Here is an 18,029-nt window from a genome sequence, read left to right on the forward strand (position 1 = left end):
AGTCACCAGACACGTCAGTCACCGGACGGGCTCAGAATCGTCGTCGTCGCCTCGGTCGGGACGCTGCCCGAGGCGACGATCCGGGACTCGCTGCGTGTCCTGTCCGTACGGTCCAGCAGGCCGGCCGTGACCGCGATCGCCAGGCCTACCACCGCGAGTGCCGCGCCGACCAGGGTCGGGGACATCCAGCCCCAGCCCGCCGCGATCGCCGCGCCGCCGGCCCAGGCGCCGCCCGCGTTGGCGAGGTTGAAGGCCGAGTGGTTCGAGGCGGAGGCGAGCGTCGGGGCGTCCTTGGCCTTGTTCATGACGAGTATCTGGAGCGGTGTGGTCGTCAGGAAGCCGATCCCGCCCAGCAGCACGACCGTCACCAGCGCCGCCCACTGCACATGCACCGTGAAGCGGAAGGCCACCAGCACCAGCGCGAGCGCGGCAAGCGACACATAGAGCGTGGGCCGCAGCGCCCGGTCGGTCAGCGGCCCCGCCGCCAGCGCGCCCAGCGTCATACCGATACCGAACAGCGCGAGGACGAGTGTGACGGACGACTCGCCGAGGCCCATGACCTCGGTCGTCATCGAGGCGAGATACGAGTAGACGGCGAAGACTCCGGCGAAACCGAGGACCGCGGTGGCGAGTCCGAGCAGCACCTGACGGTTGCCGAGAGCACGCACCTCCCGGCCCAGGCTCTGGTGCGCGTCGACCGGTACGTACGGTACGAGCCGGGCCAGCGCCACCAGCGAGAGCAGACCGATCACGGTGACCACCAGGAAGGTGGCCCGCCAGCCGAGATGCTGGCCGAGCAGAGTGGCGGCGGGAACGCCGACGATATTGGCGACGGTCAGTCCGAGGAACATCGTCGCCACGGCCCGCGCCTGCCGTCCCTCACGCACCATCCGGGCGGCGACGACCGCGCCCACTCCGAAGAACGCGCCGTGCGGCAGTCCGGCGAGCACCCGGCCCGCGAGCAGCCAGCCGAAGCCCGGCGCGAGCGCGGAGGCGAGATTGCCGACGACAAAGAGCGCCATCAGCAGCAGGAGCATCCGCTTGCGCGGGATACGGGAGCCGACGGCGGTGAGCAGCGGCGCGCCTATGACGACGCCGAGCGCGTAGGCCGAGACCAGGTAACCGGCGGTGGGCACGGACGTTCCCAGATCGTCCGCGACATTGGGCAGCAGGCCCATCATCACAAACTCGGTGGTACCGATGCCGAAGGCGCTCACAGCGAGGGCGAGCAGGGCCAGGGGCATGAAAAACGACCTCTCCGTAGTAAGTACCTCTACGGAACAAAGCCTCTCAGCCCGTTTGTTCCGGCAAGTGAACACCGGATTGCGCCGGGCGTCCTGCCGAAGCGAAAGGCAACCGGTCCCGGGCCGCGACCGGCCTGTCAGGACAGCCGGCCCGTCAGGACAGCTGCACCCGGGCCGCGATCGGCAGATGGTCGCTGTCGGTCCTGGGAAGAGTCCATGACGAGGTCGGCTCGACGCCCTTCACCATGATCTGGTCGATCCGGGCCAGCGGGAACGACGCCGGCCAGCTGAAGCCGTAACCGTCGCCCGCCGCGCCCTGGGTGGAGCGCATCTGGGACGTGACGGCGTTGAGGGAACGGTCGTTCATCGTGCCGTTGAGGTCACCGAGCAGAATCACCCGGCCGATCTGTTCCGCCGCGATGGCCTCGCCCAGCGCGTCCGCGCTGTTGTCCCGCTGGTTGGCGGTGAAGCCCGCGTGCAGTTTGACCCGTACGGACGGCAGATGGGCCACATAGACGGCGACCGGGCCGTGCGGTGTGGTGACCGTCGAGCGCATCGCGCGGACCCAGCCGAGCCGGATGTCGACGGGCTCGGTGCCGGTCAGCGGGTACTTGCTCCACAGCCCGACCGTGCCCTGCACGGAGTGGTACTTGTACGTGCCGGCCAGCGCCTTCTCGTACGCCGGTACATCACTGGCCTGCAACTCCTCCAGCGCGATGACATCCGCGCCCGACTCCGCGAGGCTGCTCGCGGTGCCCTCCGGATCCGGGTTTCCCGCGTTGACGTTGTGCGTGGCGACGGTGAGATCGCCGCCGACGCCCGACTTCCCGACGAGAAGTCCGCCGAAGAGGTTGAGCCAGATCACGGCGGGAAGCAGCAGGGCGATCAGCGCGGTGGCCGAGCGGCGCACCAGGGCCAGTACGAGAAGCACCGGAACGGTCAGCCCGAGCCAGGGCAGGAAGGTCTCGGTGAGACTGCCCAGATTGCCGATCCGGTTGGGGATCTGCGCGTGAAAGATCATCAGAAGAGCGACCAGCACGGCGATGATCGCGAGAATGATGCCGCGCCGCCAGACGCCGGAATCCCGGCGCCAGCGGCCCAGCAGGGTTCTGACGCGGGATCCGGTGCGGGGCTCGTGCCCGTCCGCCGTCACCGAGTGCGCTGTGTACTCCTGCGTCATGTCCGCTGCCCTCACTGCCTTGCCTGTGCACGCCCGCCTCTGACCCTAGGGGATGTACGGGCGCTTCTCCGCCGTCTGTGGACGGCCGTACTGTCACGGAGACGATGGCCGCGGGGCGGCGGGTTCCGATCAAGGACGGATAGCCGACGGCTGTGACGGAACACGCACGGGACGCGTCCGGCCGGTGCCGTCCGGAATCTCCCCGTACGGTACGGGGAATCGGCCTCCGGCGCTCCCCAGGCCAAGCGCCTTCGGAGGTGCACCTCCGGCACCTCCGCAGTAAGGCACGCGGCGTGCGGTCAGACAGGCGGCGTACGGTCAGGCGCAGGCGGCGTGCGCCGGCTCAGGCCCTGGAGCGCCGTGCAGACGATCCGCTCGGCGAGATCCTCGTCCAGCGGCGCGCCGGGCCGGTGCAGCGTACGGACCAGCATGGGTCCGAGGAACATGTCGTGCAGCAGATCGACGTCGATGTCGTCACGCAGCTCGCCCGAGGCGACTCCGCGCTCGATCACGGCCAGCGTGATCCGCCGCCGTGGTTCCACCACCGTCCTGTAGTACTCCTCCCACAGCCGGGGCTGGCTCTTCATCTGTACGACGACGTTGTGCAGCAGCGCCGAGGAGCGCTGGGCCAGCCCGCGTCTGCGGATCGACTCCAGCATGACGCGGAGATCGTCGAGGGCGGAGGTGCCGGGCAGTTCGGCGTCGGGCGGCTCGATCTCGCGCAGGACGTCCACGAAGAGCTCTTCCTTGCCCTGCCAGCGCCGGTAGATGGTGGACTTGCCGACGCCGGCCGTTCGGGCGATGCGCTCGATGGAGAGGCTGGCCAGTGGCACGCCGTCCTCCAGCAGTTTCACGACGGCTTCCAGGATCGCCCGCTCGGCCGCCTCGCTGCGTGGCCTGCCGCGCCGGTGTTCCTTCGCGTGATCCTGCTCCAGCACGCTGTTCCGCCTCTCGCCGGCCCGTCGGCCGTTCCCGTTCCGTCCGCCGTCCCGCCGTAGCCTTGTACGGCCGTACTCGCGCCGCCCTGATTCTCGTACATGACGGCAGTGCGCCCGCCGTTCCCGGCCACCCGGCCACCCGTACGCCACGCCCTGCCCGTACGTCCGTCCCGGAAGCGGCCGGGCGGACGGGCGGCCGGGACGGACCGTCGGTCAGCTCCGGGTGGTGGAGGCAGCGGCGGCGGGCTCGGGTGTCTCCTCGCTCCCGGCGAGTTTCCGCGCCGGCGGCCGTCCCGGCAGGAAGAGCGCGACGACCGCCGCACCGATCAGCGCGACCACAGCCGAGCCGATCGCCGTGACATGCATGGCGTGCAGGAACGCGTCGTACGCCGAGCCGATCAGCGGCCTGCCGGCCGGGCCCAGCTTCTCCGCGACTCCGAGCGTCGCCTCGATCGACTCGCCCGCCGCGTCCCGCGCCGCGGCCGGGACCGCGCCGAGGTGTCCCTCGATCCCGCCGCGGTAGGTCGCGGAGAGCACGGAACCGAGGACGGCGACGCCGAGGGCTCCGCCGACCTGACGGAAGGTGTTGTTGATCGCGGAGCCCGAACCGGCCTTCTCCCTGGGCAGCGCCTGCATCACCGCGACGGTCACCGGCGGCATGATGTGCGCCATTCCGGTGCCCTGGACGAAGAACACCACGCACAGCACCCAGACCGGCGTGCCCGCACCGAAGAACGCGAACGCCGCGAGACCGCCCGCGACCAGCAGCATGCCGCCCGTACAGACCGCGCGGGCGCCGAACCGGTCCACGATCAGCCGGGCCCGTGGCGCGAAGATCATCTGGGCCGCTGCCAGCGGCACGATCAGCAGTCCCGACTGGAGCGCGCTGTAGCCGCGCACGCTCTGGAGATAGAAGGCGGAGAAGAACGTCACACCCATCAGCGCGAAGAAGACCAGCGCGATCGCGGCGACGGCGGCGGCGAAGGCCGGCTTCTTGAAGTACGAGATGTCGATGGCCGGATGGCTGCTGCGCTTCTCGTGCCAGACGAACGCGGCCAGTACGGCGACACCGCCGAGCAGCGGCAGTAGTACGGAGGCGGCCGTGAAGTCGGCCAGTTCGCCGCCGCGGATGATGCCGTAGACGAGCAGGACCAGTCCGACGATGGAGAGCGCGACACCGAGCGGGTCGACCCGGCCGGGATTGGGATCCCTGGAGTCCGGTACGAGGAGCACCATCGCGATCAGCGCGACGACGGCCACGGGCACATTGACCAGGAAGATGGAGCCCCACCAGAAGTGTTCGAGCAGCAGTCCGCCGGTGATCGGGCCGATGGCGATCCCGAGGCCCACGCTGCCCGCCCAGATACCGATGGCCTTGGGCTGCTCGTCGCGCTCGAAGACATTCATCAGAACGGCGAGAGTGGCAGGCATCACAAAGGCGGCACCGAAGCCCATCAGGGCGCGGTAGCCGATGAGTTCGGCGGGCGATCCGGACAGGGCGGCGAGCGCCGAACCGGCGCCGAAGACGAAGATGCCGAAGAGCAGTACCTTCTTACGGCCGATACGGTCGCCGAGCAGGCCCGAGGTGAAGAGCAGTCCGGCGAAGACGAGCGTGTAGGAGTTGATCGCCCACTCCAGCTCGCTCTGGGTGGCGCCGATGCCGGTGGGTTCGGGAGCGGCGATCGTCTTGACCGCCACGTTCAGGATCGAGTTGTCCAGAACGACAATAAGCAGGCTGAACATGAGCACGCCCAGGATCGCCCAGCGGCGGCGGTGGACGGCTTCGGGTATGCGAGGTGCGGCGACCGGGGCGCCGGACGGTGTGGACATGACGCACAGGCTAGACCGATTTCGATACGAGACCGTCTCGTATTGGAGAATCTTTACCGGCAGCCGGTGAGGTGCGAGGCATCTCGGAGCCCGTGTACGTGAGGTGCGTGGGATGCGCATGGGGCATGTGGGGCCGGTGTGAGGGCCGGTACGAGGACCCACTTCCCGAGTGTGGCCTCGGGATGCCACCATGGTTGCGGTCCGGGGACACCGTCAGGGTGCCTCGAGATGACGAAAGGGCCATCGGCCATGACTCTTCAGGCTGCGCAGAAGCCGCCCGCGGAAAGCGGGAGCGGCGCGAAGGCGGAGAACACCAAGGCGCTGTACGGCGGCACAAGCTCCCGGCGCATCACGGTCCATGACATCGCGGCGGCCAAGGAGCGCGGCGAGAAGTGGCCGATGCTCACCGCCTATGACGCGATGACGGCCTCCGTCTTCGACGAGGCTGGCATTCCCGTACTGCTCGTCGGCGACTCCATGGGCAACGTCCACCTCGGCTACGAGACCACGGTGCCCGTCACGCTGGACGAGATGACGATGCTCTCCGCCGCGGTCGTACGGGGCACCAGGCGCGCCCTGATCGTCGGCGACCTCCCGTTCGGCTCGTACCAGGAAGGGCCGGTCCAGGCCCTGCGCAGCGCCACCCGGCTGGTGAAGGACGCGGGTGTCGGCGCGATCAAGCTGGAGGGCGGCGAGCGCTCGCACACCCAGATCGAGCTGCTGGTGCAGGCCGGTATCCCGGTGATGGGACACATCGGGCTGACTCCGCAGTCGGTCAACACCCTGGGCTACCGGGTGCAGGGCCGTGGCGAGGAGGCCGCCCAGCAGCTCCTGCGCGACGCCAAGGCGGTGCAGGACGCGGGCGCCTTCGCGGTCGTGCTCGAACTGGTGCCGGCCGAGCTGGCCGCCGAGGTCACTCGGATTCTGCACATCCCGACCATCGGTATCGGCGCGGGAGTCGAGACGGATGCGCAGGTGCTCGTGTACACGGACATGGTCGGGCTGACGGGCGGCAAGGTGCCGCGCTTCACCAAGCAGTACGTGAATCTGCGCCGGACACTCGGCGATGCGGCGAAGGAGTTTGCGGACGAGGTCATTGGCGGAACGTTCCCTCAGGAGGAGCACACCTTCCACTAGCCGGAGCGCGTGGGAACGCGTGGGAGAGCGGGCACCCGCGGCGGCAAGCCGGGCGCACAACAGCGCACTCGGCAGAAGCGCACGGGGCTCGACTCACAACACACGCTTCCGCGCGCCGCTCCGGGCGCGAGCGCCGTCCGTACGTATGCGCATCAGCACATCCGTACGACGGGTACTCCCGGAGCACAGCACACGCGCGAAGCACAGCACGCCTTGAAGCCACTGCCCGCACGAGCGACAGCCCGCCGATCATCCCCCGTCGGCGGGCTGTCGCATGCGGCTCTCGCACGCGGTTGTCCACAGGCGGTCGGCCGGCTGACAGCCACTTGTCGGCGGACTGTCGGTGGATTGTCGGTGGCGGATGGTCCACTGTTGTCATGACGCGAATCGACAAGAACCCCAACGGCAGCCGCACGGGCAACGCCGTCGAGGTGCGGGGGCTGGTCAAGCAGTACGGCGGACCACAGGGCACCCGGGCACTCGACGGAGTCGACCTCGATGTGCGCGAGGGCACCGTCCTCGGTGTGCTCGGACCCAATGGCGCCGGCAAGACGACGCTCGTCCGTATTCTCTCCACGCTCGTCCAGCCGGACGCCGGGACCGCCATGGTCGCCGGGTACGACGTGCTGCGCCAGCCCCGCCAGCTCCGCCGCACGATAGGCCTCACCGGTCAGTACGCCTCGGTCGACGAGAAGCTCTCCGGCTGGGAGAACCTCTATATGATCGGCCGGCTCCTCGATCTCTCCCGCCAGGACGCCCGCCGCCGCTCCGACGAACTGCTGGAGCGCTTCTCCCTCACCGACGCGGCGAAGAAGCCCGCCATGCAGTACTCGGGCGGTATGCGCCGCCGGCTCGACCTGGCCGCCTCGATGATCGGCCGGCCTTCGGTGCTCTATCTGGACGAGCCGACGACCGGGCTCGATCCCCGTACACGTAACGAGGTCTGGGACGAGGTGCAGCGGATGGTCGCCGAGGGCGCCACCGTCCTGCTCACCACGCAGTACATGGAGGAGGCCGAGCAGCTCGCGAGCGAACTGACGGTCATCGACCGCGGCCGGGTCATCGCCAGCGGCGGAGTGAACGAGCTGAAGGCGAAGGTCGGCGGTCGCACGCTCCAGATCCGGCCGACGGATCCCGCGCAACTCCCGGCGATGGCAAGGGCGATCGCCGAGACCGGCCTCGACGGGGTCTCCGGCACCCAGGCCGTCCCGGACGAAGGACTGCTGTACGTACCGATCCTGAGCGACGAGCAGCTCACCGCGGTCGTCGGCCTGCTGGGCGAGCGCGGCTTCGGCATCGCCCATATCGGCACCCATCTGCCCAGCCTGGACGAGGTGTTCCTGGCGATCACCGGCCAGAAGACCTCCGTGTCCGACATCGCACCCGAGGAGATCGCGGTATGAGCACGACCACACTGCCCACCTCCGCGCCCGGGCGGACGCCCGTGCCGTCGCCGGTCCGGGCCGACGAGGGCCGGATCGGCCTGCGCGCCAATCTCCGGCACATCGGCGCGCTGGTGCGCCGTAACGCCCTTCAGATCAAGCAGGATCCGGAGTCGATGTTCGACGTCCTGCTGATGCCGGTCATCTTCACGCTGCTGTTCGTGTATGTCTTCGGCGGCTCGGTCGGCGCGAGCCTCGGCGGCAGCCGGGACGCCTATGTGAACTATGTGATTCCCGGTCTGATGGCGATGATGGGCATGAACATCGCGATGGCCGTCGGCACGGGAATGAACGACGACTTCCGCAAGGGAGTCATGGACCGGTTCCGTACGATGCCGATAGCCCGGTCCTCCGTACTGATCGCGAAGATCGTCGTGGAGATCGGCCGGATGCTGGTCGCCACCGCCATTCTGCTCGGCATGGGCTTTCTGCTCGGGCTGGAGATCAAGACCTCCGTGCTGGAGCTGGCCGGAGCCGTCGGACTCTCCCTGGCGTTCGGTGCCTCACTGATGTGGATCTTCATCCTGCTGGGACTGACGATGAAGACGGCGCAGGCGGTCCAGGGCGTGGCCATGCTCGTACTGATGCCCTTGCAGTTCGGCTCGTCCATCTTCGCGCCGCCGTCCACGATGCCCGGCTGGCTCCAGACCTTCACCGACTACAACCCGCTCTCCAACCTCGCGGACGCGGCGCGGGGTCTGATAAACGGCGGTCCGGTCGCGCACTCGGTGTGGGTGACGCTGGCGTGGGCGGCGGGAATCACGGTGGTGACGGCTCCGCTGGCGGTGGCGAAGTTCCGCAAGAAGTCCTGAGCCAGGAGAAGTCCTGAGGGCCGGTTGGTCGGACGGACCGTACGGGTCAGACGGACCGTACGAGGGCGGCGGCTTCCTTCAGAGTGAGGGTGCCGCCCTCGGCGTGGGCCGTCTCGAATGCGGTGTCGCCGAGGGCGGCCGTTGCGGCCGCGCGCGCGTGCGTCAGCAGTTCCCGCTCCGTGGAGACTCTGAAGTGCCCGGGAGGCAGGAGCCCTTCGTACGCGCCGATGAGCCGGCCCGCGTCGCGTGCCCGCGCGTAGGCCTGGTCGTCGGCCGCCTGGTCGTTGGCCGCCTGGTCGTCGGCGCCGGGGCCGACCGGACCGGCCAGGGCCCAGGCGGCGGTGAGCATATGGACCGCGGCCATCTCGGGCGCGACCATCTGCGAGAGCGGCGAGAGCGCGGTCTCCACGGCCTCCCGGGATGCCTCCAGCGCCTCGGCCCAGCGGCCTTCGGCGCAGTCCAGCCAGGCGAGGGCGCCCTTCACAAAGCCTTCGAAGATCGCCAGGGTGCCGGAGTGGAACACGTCGAGGAGCAGTTCCAGTTCCTCCCGTGCCTCCGCCAGGCGTCCGGTACGGCCCAGCCACATCGCGAGGAAGAGCCGGGCGGCCGGCATCACCTCGTGCGCCACCTCGGGCCCCAGGGCGAGTACGTCACGGAGGATGCGTTCGCCCTCCTCGCCCTGGCCCATCTCCAGCATGGTCTGCGCGAGCCGGGAGCGCAGCAGGGCGACCTGGCTCTGTGCGCCGAGGCCCTCGGCATGGCGGATGGCGGCCCTGTAGTCCTCGGCGGCGAGTGCGTACTCACCGCGCTTGTCCCTGGCCTCGCCCCGGGCCGAGAGCGCCTCCGCGGCGCCCCAGGTGTCGCCGAGCCGGTCGTAGATCGCCAGGCTGCGGTCGGCGTCACGGCTCGCGTCGCCCGCCCGGGCGCTGCGGTTGGCCAGGACGTTGGCCCGCAGATGGAGTGTGCCGGCCAGCTCCCATTCGTAACCGAACTCCTCGCAGGTCCGTATGGTCTCGTCGAGGACCATGCGCAGCCGCTCCGGATCACCGCTGAGCATGACGGCGAAGACGGCCAGAGTGCCCGGGAAGCGGCAGGTCTGCGGCAGGCCGGTGCCGTAGACGGAGGTGACGCGGCTCAGCCAGGCGAGGCGTTCGGGACTGGTCCAGTCCTCGGCCACGTGTTCCACGCTGGCCGCTTCGATCAGCCGTACCTCGCGTCTGGCCTCCTGGAGGAGTTCGGCGGTCATGGGCGGTGGCGTGTCCGTGCAGCGCTGCGGGATCGGCGGCGCGGGGACGACGGGCGGCGCGAACGGATCGGGCCCGAGGCCGGCGGCGGCCCGCGACCACTGCCGGGCGTCGGCGCGCAGATCGAGCATCTGCCAGAACCAGCCGAGGGAGAGGACGAGACAGAGCATCTCGTGCTCGTCGCGCGCGGCGTGGGCGCGGCGGAGCGCGGTGCGCAGATTCTCGTACTCCAGTTGCAACAGGGCCATCCCGGCGCGCTGACCGCGCCCGCGCAGCAGAGGATCGGTGACGCGGGCGAGTTCCCGGTAGTGAACGAGGTGCCGCCGCTCGGCCTCCGCCCGCTCCCGGGCTTGATCGAGCCGCTCGGCGGCGTACTCGGCGACGGTCTCCAGCAGCCGGTAACGCATATCGCCGTCCGGCGAGGGCGCGGCAACGACGAGGGACTTGTCGATAAGGGACCCGAGAATCCCGGCGACGTCACGGGAGGAGACGGCGGGAGCGGCGTGCGCCTGCGGCTCGGGGTCCGCGCAGACACGTTCCGCGGCCGTCAGTGCGCAGCCGCCGGTGAAGACGGACAGGCGGCGGAGTACGGCGCGTTCCGGGGTGGTGAGGAGGTCCCAGGACCAGTCGACCACGGCGCGCAAGGTCTGCTGGCGCGGCAGTACGGTCCTGCTCCCACTCGTCAGCAGCCGGAAACGGTCGTCCAGACGATCCGCGATCTGACGCGGCGTCAGCATCCGCAGCCGCGCCGCCGCCAGCTCGATCGCCAACGGCAACCCGTCCAGCCGACGGCAGATCTCCGCCACCGCCACCGGATCACTCTCCGGATCGAACCCAGAACGCACCGCACGACCACGCTCACCGAACAACCGATACGCCGGATCCGGCGGCAACGGCTCCACCGGACGCACCACCTCACCCGGCACACCCAACGGCTCACGGCTGGTCGCCAGAACCGTCAGCTCCGGGCAGCGGACGAGCAAGGTCTCGGCCAAGGTCGCGGCGGCCTCCACGACGTGTTCGCAGTTGTCGAGCAGGAGCAGCATGCGCCGCCGTCCGCAGTGCTCGGCCAGCCGTACGAGCGGCTCGCCGGCCTGTCTGTCCGCCGCCCGCAGCTCCTCGCCGCCGGCCCCGCGCAGCACGGTCTCGCGCGCTCCGAGCGCGGTCAGGACGGCCTCGGGAACGGTCTCCGGATCGTCCACGGGCGCCAGTTCGGCGAACCACACGCCGTCCGGCCAGTCCTCGGCCACCCGCTCGGCGGCCTCCTGCGAGAGCCGTGTCTTCCCGGCGCCGCCCGGCCCCAGCAGCGTCACCAGCCGGGCCCGCCCGAGGTCCTCACGGATCGCCTCGATGTCGCCTTCCCGGCCCACGAAACTGGTCAGCCGCGCCCGCAGGTTGCCCTGCACCGGTCCACCGCGCGCCTGCGCCGGTCCACCGCGCGGACCTGACGCCCGGCCCTCGCCGACCACGGCCGTTCCGCCCGCTCCCGTACCGCCCACTCCCGTACCGCCCACTCCCGTACGGCCCGCTCCTCCCCCGGTCCCGCCGTCGGAACCGTCCGCGTGCAGCAACTCCTCGTGCAGCGCCCGGAGTTCCGGGCCCGGGCCCGTACCCAGCCGGTTCACGAGTGCGCGGCGTACACCGTCGTACGCCGCCAGCGCCTCCGCCGGGCGCGAGGCGTCACGCAGGGCCTGGATACGGAGGGCCTGGAGAGGTTCGTCCAGCGGGAACTCACCGCAGAGCGCGGCCAGTTCGGGCAGTGTCTCCTCCGCGCGGCCCAGGGCGAGCAGGGCCGTGAGCCGGGCCCTGCGGGCCTCCAGCCGACTGGTCTCCCAGCGGGCCGCCTCGGATCCGCGGTCCGGAAGGTCGGCCAGCGCCGGACCGCGCCAGAGCGCGAGCGCGTCGTCGAGCAGGCCCGCCGCCTTGGCCGCGTCGCCCTCGCCCAGGGCCCGCGTCCCTTCCGCCGCGAGCCGGCCGAAGCGGTGCAGGTCGACGTCGTCCTCGTCCGCGCACAGCCGGTATCCGCCGTCCGCCGACAGGACCGCCGCGGGCCCGAGCGCCCGCCGCAACCGCCCGACGAGCGCCTGGAGCGCGCCCATCGCGTCGGCGGGCGGATCGCCGTCCCAGACCTCGGCGACGAGCGTTCCGACCGGCACCGTACGTCCGGGCCGCAGCGCGAGGACCGTCAGCAGCGCACGAAGCCGCGCGCCACCGAGGGCGACGGCCGTGCCGTCGTCGTGCAGTGCCCGAGTGGTGCCGAGAACGCGGTAGCGCATCCGCCCATTGTCCGTGACGCCACCGGGCCGGTCGTCCCACGCCCCGGTTCGCGTGCCCATGTGGCGATTCGTACGTCCCGTGCCTCCGGTCCGGAACTCAGACCGGTCGGCGAGACGTTTCCGATGCGGCAGCCATGGCGACCCGGCAGCCACCACAAAGCCGTACGAGCGGTACGGTCGGGCAGGCCCGACCGCCGACACCACCCTCCCGGGGAGCCTCGCCCATGACCACCGCCACCTCACGCCACAGCGACCGGCGGATCTCCCCGGTCTTCCTGGGCATCGCCGCCGTCACGGCCGTCGCGGCCTGGGCCGTCTGGACGGACTTCGCGGCGGACGTCCGGATCGCCGTTTTCCTGTTCGTCACGGGCGCCTGGGTCGTCTCGCTCTGTCTGCACGAGTACGCGCACGCCCGCACCGCGCTGCACGGTGGCGACATCACGATCGGTGCGAAGGGATATTTGACGCTCAATCCACTCAAATACACCCATGGCATGCTGAGCATCGTCCTGCCGGTGATCTTTGTGATCATGGGCGGCATCGGTCTGCCGGGCGGCGCGGTCTTCATCGAGCGGAACCGTATCCAGGGCCGCTGGAAGCACAGCCTGATCTCCGCGGCGGGCCCGCTCACGAACGTACTGTTCGCGGTCGTCTGCACCGCGCCGTTCTGGTTCGACGGCCTCTCCGGGATGCCGGACGGCTTCCGCTACGCGCTCGGCTTCCTCGCGCTGCTCCAGGTCACCGCGGCGATCCTGAACTTCCTGCCGGTGCCCGGGCTGGACGGTTACGGCGTGATCGAGCCCTGGCTGTCGTACCGGATCCGCCGCCAGGTCGAGCCGTACGCGCCGTTCGGGCTGCTCGCCGTCTTCGTGATCATCCTGATCCCGGGCGTGAACGCGGTCTTCTTCGACGCGATCGACGCGATCCTGCGCGGTCTCGGCGTGAGCAATCTGGACACGTACTGCGGCCGGAACCTCTTCACCTTCTGGGAGTCCCGGAACGAGTTCGTCTGCGGCCCGGCCGGCTCGTAACGCTCAGCCCGGCCCGTAACGCTCAACTCGCGGCGTCCTACGAAGCCTCCGTGGCCGAGGCCGCCCGCTCGAACTTCGCCCTGCGCAGGTAGTACCAGCCCATGTTGGACGAGAGTCCGGCGAGCAGCACCCAGACGATGCCGAGCCAGTTTCCCTGGACGAACGAGACCACGGCCGCGACGACGGCCAGGACGCAGACGACAAGGGCGTAGAGAGCGAGGCGGGGCATGGAGGTCGGCTCCTGTCTGGGGTTTCTGTACGAGCTGGCGGTACGCGCTCCAGTGTCCCCCATGCCCGGCAAGGGCCGGACGACCGGTCAGACGTCCGTCACACGCAGCCCGGCGTGTGCCTTGTAACGGCGGTTGACCGAGATCAGATTGGCCACCAGCGACTCCACCTGGTGCGCGTTGCGCAGCCGGCCCGCGAAGACTCCGCGCATGCCCGGGATACGGCCCGCCAGCGCCTGCACGACATCCGTGTCCGCGCGCGCCTCGCCCAGCACCATCACATCGGTGTCGATCCGCTCGACGTCCGGGTCCTGGAGCAGCACGGCGGAGAGATGGTGGAACGCCGCCGTCACCCGGGACTCCGGCAGCAGGGCGGCGGCCTGCTCGGCCGCGCTGCCCTCCTCGGGAGTGATGGCGTACGCGCCCTTCTTGTCGAAGCCGAGCGGATTGACGCAGTCGACAACAAGCTTGCCCGCCAACTCGTCCTTGAGGCCCTCCAGCGTCTTCGCGTGCCCTTCCCACGGCACGGCGACGATCACCACATCGCTGCGCCGCGCGCACTCGGCGTTGTCGGCTCCCTCGATCCCTTCGGCACCGACGGCGACGAGTCCGGCCGCCGCCGACTCCGCGCGCTCGGCCACCCGGGATCCGATGATCACTTTCTGTCCGGCCCTCGCCAGCCGGTAGGCGAGCCCACGGCCCTGGTCCCCGGTGCCGCCGAGCACTCCGACGACGAGCCCGGTGACGTCCGGGAGGTCCCAGGGATCCTTGGCGGGCGCGGGCGCGGGCACGGGGACTGTGGGCTTGGGAGTGTCGGAGGAGGTGTTGCCGCTGTCCGTTGAAGTCATGTCGCCGACCCTACTGGGCGGTAAAAGGTCACGTTCGGGTGAGCTGCCGGCTATCGGCCGCGCCGCCCGCCGGACTCCGGCAGGATGCGGGCCCATGGATGCCGTACGCGTCGCACTGCTGCGTGAGGTCCTCGCGGGTACGGAGTGGCCGGCCGCGGCCCGCCGGTTCGCGGGAGCCCTGCGCTCCTCCGTCGTACCACAGGGCGGCGGGCTGCTGCTGGTCGGGACGGAGGAGTACGAGCCCTGGCATCTCGCGGCGCATCTCGTGGACGAGGCGGCGTGGTCCGGACAGCCGGAGCTGAATCCCACGCTGGTACGGCACCGGGTACGGCCGGAGGATCCGGCGCATCTCGCCGTCGGACTGGGACGGCTCGAAGCAGCGGGCCGTGGCGAGACACTGCTCGTCGTGGCACCGCGCCGGCCGGACGACGGACTGCTGGAACGGGTGCACGACGCGCGGCGGGCCGGAGCGACGGTGCTCTCGCTGGACGGCGGTGACGCGGAGGTGCACGGGCTGGCCCACGACGCGCTGACCGTGGGCGGGCCGGACGCGGCGCAGGGCGTGGACCTCGACACCGTGCAGCACCTGGTGAGCGCGGCGGCCGGCGAGAACAGCCTGCCGACCGTACGCGGCCGGCGCCGCTTCCGGGACCGGCTGTCCTGGCTGGCGGACCAGCTCACGGCGCCGCCGCCGGCGCGGTGGTAAGAGCCCGGAGTCGTAAAATCCGCTTGCCGTCTCCCTCCACCGGCACGGAACATGGCCGCTCGTGACCAAAAAGCTCGGCGCGATCCTGCCGGATCTCTCTCCTCTGCGTTCCTCCCGCGATTTCCGGCTGCTCTGGGTGCAAGGGCTGGTGACGACCGTCGGCAGCTTCATGGCGATGATCGCGCTGCCGCTCCAGATCAAGGATCTGACCGGCTCACCTCTCGCCGTCGGCGCGATGGGCCTGGTGGAACTCGTCCCACTGATCGTCTTCGGGCTGTACGGAGGCGCCCTCGCCGACGCCGTCGACCGGCGCAAGGTCATCCTGCTCACCGAGGCGGGACTCGGGCTGCTGGCCGCCGTGCTGCTGCTGAACGCGCTGCTGCCGCGGCCGATGCTCTGGCCGCTGTATGTCGTCGCCGGCGGAGTGTCCGCGCTGGCCGGGCTCCAGCGTCCGGCGCTGGACTCGATGATGGCCAGGATCGTGCCGCACGACCAGCTCACCGCCGCCGCGGCGCTCAACGCCGTGCGCTGGCAGGTCGGCTCGATCGCGGGCCCTTCGCTGGCCGGGCTCGTCGTCGCGTACGCCGGTCACGCGACGGCGTACGGGCTCACGATCGTGACGTTCGCCGTCTCCGTACTGCTCTGTACGCGGCTGTCGGCGGCGCCCGCCGCGCACGACGCGGAGAAGCCGTCCCTGCGTGGCATAGCGGAGGGCGCGCGGTACGCGTGGAGCAGACCGGTGCTGCTGGGGACGTACGCGATCGATCTGGCCGCGATGTTCTTCGCCTTCCCGAACACGATCTTCCCGTTCCTCGCGGACGAGCTGCACGCGGAGTGGTCGCTCGGGCTGATGTACGCGGCGGGCTCGGTCGGTTCGGCACTGCTCGCCCTGACCAGCGGCTGGACCTCACGGGTGCGGCGGCACGGGCTCTTCGTGGTGTTCGGCGCGGCGGGCTGGGGGCTGGCGATCACGGCCGCGGGATGGTTCGCGAACATCTGGCTGGTGCTGGTGTGCCTGGCGTTCGCGGGCGCGGGCGACATGCTCAGCGGACTGGGCCGCTCGACCATCTGGAACCAGACGATCCCGGAGGAGCTGCGCGGCCGGCTCGCCGGGATCGAGGTGCTCTCGTACAGCGTCGGGCCCCAGCTGGGCCAGGTACGCGCGGGCGCGATGGCGGGCTGGACGGGCACCCGCCCGGCGATCTGGGGCGGCGGGCTGGCGTGTGTGGCCTCGGTGGGCCTGCTGGCGGTGGTCCTGCCGAAGCTGGTGACGTACGACGCGACGACGGACGAGGACGCGCAACGCCGCCGAGCGGCGAAGGAGCCACTACAGGAACCGGCCTCGACGTCGACGTCGGCCCCGACCTCGCCGAGCTGATGCCCAGGCGCCGCGACCGCCCTGCCATGCCGTGTCGGCGGCGGGAACGGTCGCGGCGTCACCGCTCGGCTCAGTCCTCCGCCGGAGTGTCCGGTTTGTCGTGCCACTTCGGGTCGGTCTCCCACTCCAGATTCCGCTCCCGCGCGGTGTCCATCGCGTGCGCCGCCTCCTCCGGACTCGCGTACGGGCCGAAACGGTCCGCCGCGCGGCACTGCGGGCCCTCCTCGACCTTCTGGTGGCGCAGGCAGTAGTACCACTCGCCGGGTTTGCCGACCGTACGCTTCTTGAACAGGGCCATCGTCGGCTCCTTCCTGTCAACTTGGCCCGGCTGTAAACGGCCGGGTTTGGAGGTAGCGCCCAACTGGATGCCGGGTGGGCTCCTCCGTCCAGACATCCCTATGGGGTGGCAGGGGCGCGTGACTCACGCCCCGCAGTCCACACGGTCTCGCCTTTGCGGCCGATGTTGTGGGACGCGTTGTCGTCCGCGTGCATGAGGGCCCCGCAGGACCGGCAGGCGAACGTCGCTTGTGACTGGCGGTTGCGCCGGTCGATGTGACCGCACTCGGAGCATTGCCGACTGGTGTACGCCGGATCGACGTACACCAGCGGCACCCCAGCCCGCTTGGCCTTGTACTCGATGTACTGGCCAAGCTGGAGAAAGCTCCACGAATGCAGGGCAGTCCGCTGGTCCTTACGGAGCCGTACCCGGCTTCGGATGCCTGTGAGGTCTTCCAGGGCGATACCGGAGCCGGTGCGTTCAGCGGTGGTGACGATGGTCTTGGAGACGATGTGGTTGACGTTGGCGGTGTGCCGGGCTTCCTTGCGGGAGCGCTTCTTGATGAGGCGCTTCGCGGACTTGGTGCCCTTGGCCTGGAGCTTCTTCCGCAGATCGAGCTGTCGTTTCCGGTGCCGGTTCAGGCCGCGCCCGGCAGCCCGGTAGCCGGTGGAGGTGGTAGCGATGTTGGTGATCCCGAGGTCGACACCGATGAACCCGCTGGGCTCGTACTGCTCGTCCTCGGGGACATCGCAGACGGCGATCAGGTAGAACACGCCGTCGCGTTCGATCAGGTCGGACTCGCCCTTGCGGTGCTCGCGGAGCATCTTGAGCGCGTCCGGGAAGCAGGCGAAGCGGACGTTCTTGAGCCGTCCGGCCGTCGTCCAGATCGACACCGTTCGGACGTCGTACTGCCAGGACAGGCACCGGTCGTCATACGGCTGCGCGGCCTCGGGCCGGAACGTGATCGGCTTCGACTCCGCCTTGACCCTGCGCTTCGACCCCGGCTTGCCCAGGTTCCCGGCGCGGATGTTCGCCTTCAACGTGGCGTAGGCGTCACGCGTCTTCTTGATGACGTGCTGGGCGGCCTGCGCCCCCAGCCCGCGCGCCTTCAACTCGGCGTAGGTGTGCTTCCGCAGCTCATACTCACGCGGGACACCGCGCTCGAACGCCACACCGGATACCCAGCACGCGGCCTTATTGACCGTACGCAGGGTCGCCGACAGCGCGGCGGCCTGGCCGGCCTCCGGCATCAACTTCACCTGCGTCACGATCTTCACACCCGCAATCGTAGCATTACCCTATGTCACCACACTGGGTCAAACCCCAACATCCGCAGGGGTCGTACGGTCGTCCACACCCTCCATGCCCACTTGGTCTTCACACCCAAGTACCGGCGCGGTCCGTTCACCGACGAGATCCTTCGACGCTGCAAGGGCATGAACGCCCAGGGTCCCGCGCT

At 70.1% G+C, this 18,029-nt stretch carries 15 protein-coding genes and 1 pseudogene; 7 read left to right on the forward strand and 9 right to left on the reverse strand.

Going from position 1 to position 18,029, the window contains the following annotated elements; genetic code table 11:
• Positions 1-14 precede the first annotated feature (14 nt).
• The 4 genes from ACFV6H_RS10875 to ACFV6H_RS10890 all read right to left on the reverse strand — a co-directional run bounded on the left by ACFV6H_RS10875 (position 15) and on the right by ACFV6H_RS10890 (position 5,192).
• On the reverse strand, positions 15-1,244 hold the full coding sequence (locus tag ACFV6H_RS10875) for an MFS transporter (protein ID WP_385540533.1): 1,230 nt from the start codon (positions 1,242-1,244) through the stop codon (positions 15-17).
• 154 nt (positions 1,245-1,398) lie between these two features.
• Positions 1,399-2,424, reverse strand: a complete 1,026-nt coding sequence (locus tag ACFV6H_RS10880; protein ID WP_384787547.1) for an endonuclease/exonuclease/phosphatase family protein — start codon at positions 2,422-2,424, stop codon at positions 1,399-1,401.
• Between the two features lie 299 nt (positions 2,425-2,723).
• A complete protein-coding gene (locus ACFV6H_RS10885) occupies positions 2,724-3,362 on the reverse strand; it encodes a TetR/AcrR family transcriptional regulator (RefSeq protein WP_385540535.1) in 639 nt (212 codons plus the stop codon).
• A 213-nt stretch (positions 3,363-3,575) separates the two neighbouring features.
• A complete protein-coding gene (locus tag ACFV6H_RS10890; RefSeq protein ID WP_385540537.1) occupies positions 3,576-5,192 on the reverse strand; it encodes an MFS transporter in 1,617 nt (538 codons plus the stop codon).
• Positions 5,193-5,441: 249 nt separating this feature from the next.
• Between ACFV6H_RS10890 and panB the strand changes: the two genes are divergently transcribed.
• The 3 genes from panB to ACFV6H_RS10905 all read left to right on the forward strand — a co-directional run bounded on the left by panB (position 5,442) and on the right by ACFV6H_RS10905 (position 8,583).
• Positions 5,442-6,329, forward strand: coding sequence for a 3-methyl-2-oxobutanoate hydroxymethyltransferase (panB, locus tag ACFV6H_RS10895; protein ID WP_384987101.1), 888 nt, complete (start codon positions 5,442-5,444; stop codon positions 6,327-6,329).
• A 377-nt stretch (positions 6,330-6,706) separates the two neighbouring features.
• Positions 6,707-7,732 carry an ATP-binding cassette domain-containing protein gene (locus ACFV6H_RS10900; RefSeq protein WP_384787493.1) on the forward strand — a complete coding sequence of 342 codons (1,026 nt, stop codon included), beginning with the start codon at positions 6,707-6,709 and terminating at the stop codon, positions 7,730-7,732.
• Positions 7,729-8,583 carry an ABC transporter permease gene (locus ACFV6H_RS10905; RefSeq protein WP_093589291.1) on the forward strand — a complete coding sequence of 285 codons (855 nt, stop codon included), beginning with the start codon at positions 7,729-7,731 and terminating at the stop codon, positions 8,581-8,583. Before ACFV6H_RS10900 ends, ACFV6H_RS10905 begins: the two co-directional genes overlap by 4 nt.
• A 46-nt stretch (positions 8,584-8,629) precedes the next feature.
• On the opposite strand, the gene ACFV6H_RS10910 is transcribed toward ACFV6H_RS10905, so the two are convergent.
• A complete protein-coding gene (locus ACFV6H_RS10910; protein WP_385541019.1) occupies positions 8,630-12,103 on the reverse strand; it encodes a BTAD domain-containing putative transcriptional regulator in 3,474 nt (1,157 codons plus the stop codon).
• A gap of 224 nt (positions 12,104-12,327) precedes the next feature.
• Between ACFV6H_RS10910 and ACFV6H_RS10915 the strand changes: the two genes are divergently transcribed.
• A complete protein-coding gene (locus ACFV6H_RS10915; RefSeq protein ID WP_385540540.1) occupies positions 12,328-13,134 on the forward strand; it encodes a site-2 protease family protein in 807 nt (268 codons plus the stop codon).
• A 37-nt stretch (positions 13,135-13,171) separates the two neighbouring features.
• Here the strand turns inward: ACFV6H_RS10915 and ACFV6H_RS10920 are convergent, their stop codons facing one another.
• Both ACFV6H_RS10920 and npdG read right to left on the reverse strand, forming a co-directional pair.
• A complete protein-coding gene (locus ACFV6H_RS10920) occupies positions 13,172-13,426 on the reverse strand; it encodes a hypothetical protein (protein WP_385540542.1) in 255 nt (84 codons plus the stop codon).
• Positions 13,427-13,450: 24 nt separating this feature from the next.
• Entirely contained in the window at positions 13,451-14,209 is a 759-nt protein-coding gene (gene npdG / locus ACFV6H_RS10925; protein WP_385540544.1) for an NADPH-dependent F420 reductase, read from the reverse strand.
• A 94-nt stretch (positions 14,210-14,303) separates the two neighbouring features.
• On the opposite strand from npdG, the gene ACFV6H_RS10930 reads away from it, so the two are divergent.
• Positions 14,304-14,915, forward strand: coding sequence for a hypothetical protein (locus tag ACFV6H_RS10930; RefSeq protein WP_385540546.1), 612 nt, complete (start codon positions 14,304-14,306; stop codon positions 14,913-14,915).
• A gap of 61 nt (positions 14,916-14,976) precedes the next feature.
• A complete protein-coding gene (locus tag ACFV6H_RS10935) occupies positions 14,977-16,293 on the forward strand; it encodes an MFS transporter (protein ID WP_385540548.1) in 1,317 nt (438 codons plus the stop codon).
• Between the two features lie 70 nt (positions 16,294-16,363).
• Here the strand turns inward: ACFV6H_RS10935 and ACFV6H_RS10940 are convergent, their stop codons facing one another.
• Positions 16,364-16,591 carry a hypothetical protein gene (locus ACFV6H_RS10940; protein ID WP_093602886.1) on the reverse strand — a complete coding sequence of 76 codons (228 nt, stop codon included), beginning with the start codon at positions 16,589-16,591 and terminating at the stop codon, positions 16,364-16,366.
• Positions 16,592-16,689: 98 nt separating this feature from the next.
• Positions 16,690-17,847, reverse strand: coding sequence for an RNA-guided endonuclease InsQ/TnpB family protein (locus ACFV6H_RS10945; RefSeq protein ID WP_385540551.1), 1,158 nt, complete (start codon positions 17,845-17,847; stop codon positions 16,690-16,692).
• Between the two features lie 51 nt (positions 17,848-17,898).
• On the opposite strand from ACFV6H_RS10945, the pseudogene ACFV6H_RS10950 reads away from it, so the two are divergent.
• Positions 17,899-18,003, forward strand: a pseudogene (locus ACFV6H_RS10950) (IS200/IS605 family transposase); the annotation flags it as partial.
• Positions 18,004-18,029: the final 26 nt, after the last annotated feature.

This window comes from Streptomyces sp. NPDC059743 (assembly GCF_042732975.1).
Taxonomy (GTDB): Bacteria; Actinomycetota; Actinomycetes; order Streptomycetales; family Streptomycetaceae; genus Streptomyces.